Here is a 4,812-nt window from a genome sequence, read left to right on the forward strand (position 1 = left end):
TACAAATGGGAGGCATATGAAACTAGTAAAATTAAAAAAAGACACCAAAAGGTGGCTGAGTAGTTACTATGTTTTATAGTCAGTATTTTCAATTTTTTTTTCAGAAGAAACACTTAGTAATTTAATAGAAAAAGAATATTCTTATTATGACAAGGAATTTAAATAGTTCGTTATAAGTTTTAATTACGGAAGGAGGGAGAATGTTGCTTATTGATACATTGATACCAGAAAATGATTCTGAAATATTGGTGCTTTGTAGAAAAAGATTAGGAATTAAACAAAACGAATTAGCTAAAGAATTAGGAGTAACTCCTAGCCATTTATCCAATATAGAAAATGGTAAGTATGAGCTTTCATACAAAATGAGGAAACAGTTATGTCGTTTATTAGAGGAATTTAATTTGAGTAGAGAGCAAGGTGGTGCTTGAATTGAAAGTTTTAGTTTTAAAATCAATTGCTACCGAATTAAAAAAGGTAATTGAAGAATTTTTTCCTGTTGATGGGATCATTGAAGTAACGTATACCAATATAGACGATTATAATGAGGTTTTTGCAGTTTTCGTGGATTCAGAAGAAATAATAGGCGAAAATGGAAGTAGTTATATTGCAATGCTGCGGCAGAACTTAAGAGCAAATTACAAGGTATGCTTAGCTGATGAATTAGATAGTTTAGAACTAGATCTTATTACACATCCTTTTAAAGTGGTTGATAATTCACCTGGTAGTTTACATTCTTATTTACAAAAGATGATTATGGTTAACTCAAGAAGCGATGTAGGTGAGGGAAACCAGGAGAAGTCCGGTAGTAATGAATCGCGCATTAACAATAATGAAGATATAGAAATAGAACCTCATATTGTAGAGGAAGTTAAAATACGAAAATTAAATACTGTTAAAAATGAACAGGACAATATTGTTCAAAATGAAACCAAGGTAATTGAGAAAAATAACGATGGAAATGTAGCTGCTGGCAAAGAGGATTATTTAGAAAAAACTCTTGGAAATAAAAATGATAACAATTCTAAGGATGAACTATGTAGTAGAGAGGGTACTCCGGTAAGTGAAGAAATTAAAAAAGAGACTATAAAAAGGGAAAGTGTTCTTGCAATAAGCGAAGAAACATATGAAAAAGCAATATTAAATCTTAGAAATTATATAAATATCCCTGTTCATAGAAGAAAACTAATAGGTGAAAAAGTAATTGGTGTATGGTCACCTATTAATCGTGTAGGCGTTACAAGCTTTTTGACTAACCTCGCTGTGTTTATGGCTAATTACTCAATTTCAATTTCTGTGTTAGAAGGTGTATCAAATACACCCAAATTATATTCTTATGTTCAAAAGTTTATGAAGATAGATGAACGTTGGATATCATTAAGTGATTATTTAATTAACCCTAATCTAACAACACAACAAATTCCACTTCATTATAAGGGAGTAACCTTTTTCCCTTTTAATCGTAATAATTATAAATGCTTTACAGATAACATAATGAACCGCTATTACATTGAAGGGCTACGTTTTTTTGATTTAGTCTTTTTAGATATTCCTTCGGGTCCTATGGTAAAGCATACGCTTGAAAGTTTAAAATACATTGATGAGTTATGGATCCTATGCAATAACGATGTATATAATTATAATCTTGCTTCGAAATTTATTACTCAAAAAATAAATCCTAAAGTTGAAACTAAACTCATCTTCATAGATCAGTTTGAGTTTAGTAAACCGAAAATAATTCAGAAAATGTTTGAATCTGATATTTTGTTTGAATTTCCTTCTATTTTTGAGGAAGTAGCTAAAATACAATACTCTAATAAACTTTTTGTCGAGGATGATGCAACATTTGAAAAGATAAAGCCTGGATTCGAGCAAATTATGAATTATTTAATACCTGAATCGAATTTTAAAGGCAGTTATAACGATGAGTCTAATGTAAAAAGGATTTGGAATGTAATGAAGAAAATTATAATTAATCCCTAGATTAAATTAGGAAAATTTAGTATATTTTTAATATACTCTTTTCAATTTTTTGTTTTATTTTCTAGTGACTACATAAAGCCCTTCGGGTTACGGATTAAATTACACATTTGTGTGGTATTTAACCTCCGTATTCCAAAGGGCTTTTTTTATTAATTTAATGGAAAAGGAGAGATATTATGACGATAGAAAAATTAGCGGTAAGTAGAGTGTTAAGGCCAGCAAGAAGTATGAGCAAAGGTAGTAATGAAAGATGGTTTGAGTACTATAGAACAACTTGCCCAATATGTGGTCATCAGGGATGGTGTAGTGCGATCCGTTAATCTATAAGTTCCATATCAACATGGTAATGTCATGTTAATGGAATGAAATGATTGGGGTTCTTTGATAAGAGCTCACAACTAATTATTCGAAAAGTGGAATGAAAGCCGTCATGTTGAGCTGAAACACTTTCCCTAATACTCCTACGTGCGTCAAACTGTGATAGCGGTTAAGAGGTACGAAGCTAGGTGAAGTCGCCTGAATTTAATCTGGAGCCACTTGGAGAGAAGGTATGATTAAAGATAGGGCGGGGGGCTATAAGATTCCTATGGTTAGAATGTGTAAAGGTAACACTGACAAAGTGACGAATGTACAGGTCTAGAAGCCTACGGAATACGAAAGTTTCCGCAATCCAAAGAGATTGGTAAATTACCGATGAGTAAGCTTTGCACCCATGAAAATCGGGATAGCAAACAATGATGCTATAAGATTTACAGGCCTAAAGTCACGACCTAAGGGAATATATGTACAGCTAGGATAATTGGAACGGAGAAAGCAACGAACGTCTATTTCAACGACTATCATCGGGACGGTTACTATAAGGATAAATTTATTTTCCGAAATGTATTTATCGTTGTGAGAGTAGGGCCACAGTACCAAAGAAACGTCTAATAAACGTGGAGGGATGGGCCCAAGTCTAACTAGTTTATAACCTAAAGTAATACCTTAAGACGAAGTTCAGCGGTCGAGTAGGAAAGTGGGAGACATCTTCATTACATGAGAAATTGAAAGGAGATGCCACACTGAACACGTCATTACGACATTGGGAATATTACGGTATGCAAAGTGTATTTGATAATTTATACAAATCGAGCTCAGAAAATCAATCATTTCGCAAACTATACAGAATTATCATTTCCGAAGAGAACATTTTACTTGCATATCGTTCAGTCAAATCAAATAAAGGGTCAAAAACGGAAGGTACTGATAAATTTACCATTGATAACTATAAAGGAATGACAAAAGGTGAATTTATTCAACTTATAAGAGATGATTTAACGAATTATAAACCTAAAGCAGTTCGGAGAAAAATGATCCCTAAACCTAATGGAGAAAAAAGACCATTAGGTATGCCTTGCATGAAGGATAGGCTAATACAGCAAATGTTTAAGCAGGTTTTAGAACCAATAGCTGAAGCGAAATTTCATAAACACAGTTATGGTTTTAGACCAATTAGAAGTGCTAACCATGCTCTTGCTAGGTGTGCATCTCTCGTAAATAGATATCAACTTAATTACGTCGTTGATATTGATATTAAAGGTTTTTTCGATAACGTAAATCACACCCTACTAATGAAACAACTGTGGAATATGGGAGTTAAGGACAGGATAGTTCTTAAAATTATCATGAAGATGTTAAAAGCTCCAATAAAAGGTGAAGGGTTGCCAAGTAAAGGAACCCCACAAGGTGGAATACTTTCTCCACTACTATCCAATATTGTCCTGAATGATTTAGATCAATGGGTATATAGCCAATGGGAAGGTTTTAAAACGAAGCGGGAATATTCTGGTGATAATAAGAAGAATAGAGCTTTAAAAACCACAAACTTAAAAGAAGGCTATATTGTGAGATATGCGGACGATTTCAAAATATTTGCGAGGGATTGGAAGACAGCACAAAAATGGTACCACGCTGTACGCTTATACCTAAAAGAAAGACTGAAACTAGATATTTCACCTGAAAAATCTAAAGTTATAAACCTTAGAAAGAGTTATTCGGAATTTCTAGGATTCAAAATCTGTGCAAAGGTTAAGGGGAAAAATAATAAAGGCAGATTAAAGTATGTAATGCAGACTAATATTAAGAACAAAAAGAAGCAAGAGATTAAGAGCAAGGTAAAGAAGAAAATCAAAAAAATTCAAAAACAACCAATAGCTGAAAATATCTTGAATCTTAATCAGTACATTGCCGGAATACAAAATTACTTTAAATATGCCACGAATGCATTTAGGGAACTAAAGGATGTCTCATATAAACTTTCCATGCTCATGTACAATCGTCTGAAGGATATTAGTAAGAAAAAATATCCTTTAAATGCTAACCAAACATATAAGAAGCGATATAGCTTAACTTATAAAACATGGGAAATAGCCGGTGTTTATATTTATCCATTACACGATATAAACTATACAGTTACGAGGTTATTACCTAATAAGTACAATGTTTACACTATAGAAGGAAGAGCAGCGATATATATAAATCTGGCTATGATGGTTAATTCACAACTTGAAGTCTTGAGGAAATCATTAACTCCAAATAATAGTATTGAATTCTATGATAATAGACTTTCAAGATATTCTATGAAAAAAGGAAGATGTGAAATCACAGAAAGATTTTTATATGCTTATGAGGTTCATTGTCATCATTATATCCCATTACATCTTGGGGGTGATGATAGCTACAATAACCTTAGAATTATCGGTTCTGTTGCAAAGTTTTCTAAGCGAATTTAAAATGTAAGAAAAATGATTTGAGGAGCATGATGCATGAGATACTTTAAGGGAAAACACTTCA

Annotated in this window: 4 protein-coding genes; all 4 read left to right on the forward strand. The window is 32.6% G+C overall.

Translation table 11 applies throughout. The annotated features are described in order from the left end of the window. Positions 1-200 precede the first annotated feature (200 nt). Positions 201-428, forward strand: coding sequence for a helix-turn-helix transcriptional regulator (locus ATL10_RS30180; RefSeq protein WP_000924383.1), 228 nt, complete (start codon positions 201-203; stop codon positions 426-428). Then, positions 421-1,980 (forward strand): hypothetical protein, encoded by a 1,560-nt coding sequence (locus tag ATL10_RS30185; RefSeq protein ID WP_258375842.1) that lies wholly within the window; start codon positions 421-423, stop codon positions 1,978-1,980. The genes ATL10_RS30180 and ATL10_RS30185 overlap by 8 nt, the downstream gene beginning before the upstream one ends. 176 nt (positions 1,981-2,156) lie before the next feature. Beyond that, complete coding sequence (locus tag ATL10_RS31505; RefSeq protein WP_181419368.1) at positions 2,157-2,300, forward strand: hypothetical protein; 144 nt, start codon at positions 2,157-2,159, stop codon at positions 2,298-2,300. 723 nt (positions 2,301-3,023) lie between these two features. Continuing rightward, positions 3,024-4,751, forward strand: a complete 1,728-nt coding sequence (gene ltrA, locus ATL10_RS30190) for a group II intron reverse transcriptase/maturase (protein ID WP_258375843.1) — start codon at positions 3,024-3,026, stop codon at positions 4,749-4,751. The last annotated feature ends 61 nt before the right edge of the window (positions 4,752-4,812 follow it).

Origin of the sequence: Bacillus sp. 196mf, from assembly GCF_003217275.1 — a bacterium.
Taxonomy (GTDB): Bacteria; Bacillota; Bacilli; order Bacillales; family Bacillaceae_G; genus Bacillus_A; species Bacillus_A thuringiensis_S.

Excerpts from the sequence above, each read along its gene's own strand:
- ATL10_RS30180 (WP_000924383.1), top strand. The coding sequence starts at position 201 with ATGTTGCTTATTGATACATTGATACCAGAAAATGATTCTGAAATATTG.
- ATL10_RS31505 (WP_181419368.1), top strand. The coding sequence starts at position 2,157 with ATGACGATAGAAAAATTAGCGGTAAGTAGAGTGTTAAGGCCAGCAAGA.